Annotated in this window: 1 protein-coding gene; it reads left to right on the plus strand. The window is 47.6% G+C overall.

Annotated elements, in window-relative coordinates:
- Nucleotides 1-183 (plus strand): hypothetical protein (locus K1I44_RS15150; RefSeq protein ID WP_219986642.1); only part of this gene is annotated, 183 nt, incomplete at its 5' end.
- Between the last annotated feature and the right edge of the window lie 103 nt (nucleotides 184-286).

Raw genomic sequence — 286 nt, forward strand, 5'->3', positions numbered from 1 at the left:
AAAAAACGCTTTTTCGCTTCGTTTAGTTTTGAGGGAATATCCCTCGACTTGCGCCTGCGTCTAAAAGTGGCTTCGAGGAAGACAGATTCCTCGGCGCAAAGCTGCGATGAAGCAGGTTCAAGGAGTAGCTTTGTGCCTGCGTCTACTTCCTATAGAGGCGACGAGGTTGAAATTGTTCTTTGAAAACTAGATAACAGGCTGAAAAGTGTGTTTAGTTAAGTTAGAAAGGGCGCACGGTGGATGCCTTGGCACTAGGAGCCGATGAAGGACGGGACAAACACCGATA

Source organism: Anoxybacillus sp. ST4 (assembly GCF_019448545.1).
GTDB classification, from domain to species: domain Bacteria; phylum Bacillota; class Bacilli; order Bacillales; family Anoxybacillaceae; genus Anoxybacillus; species Anoxybacillus pushchinoensis.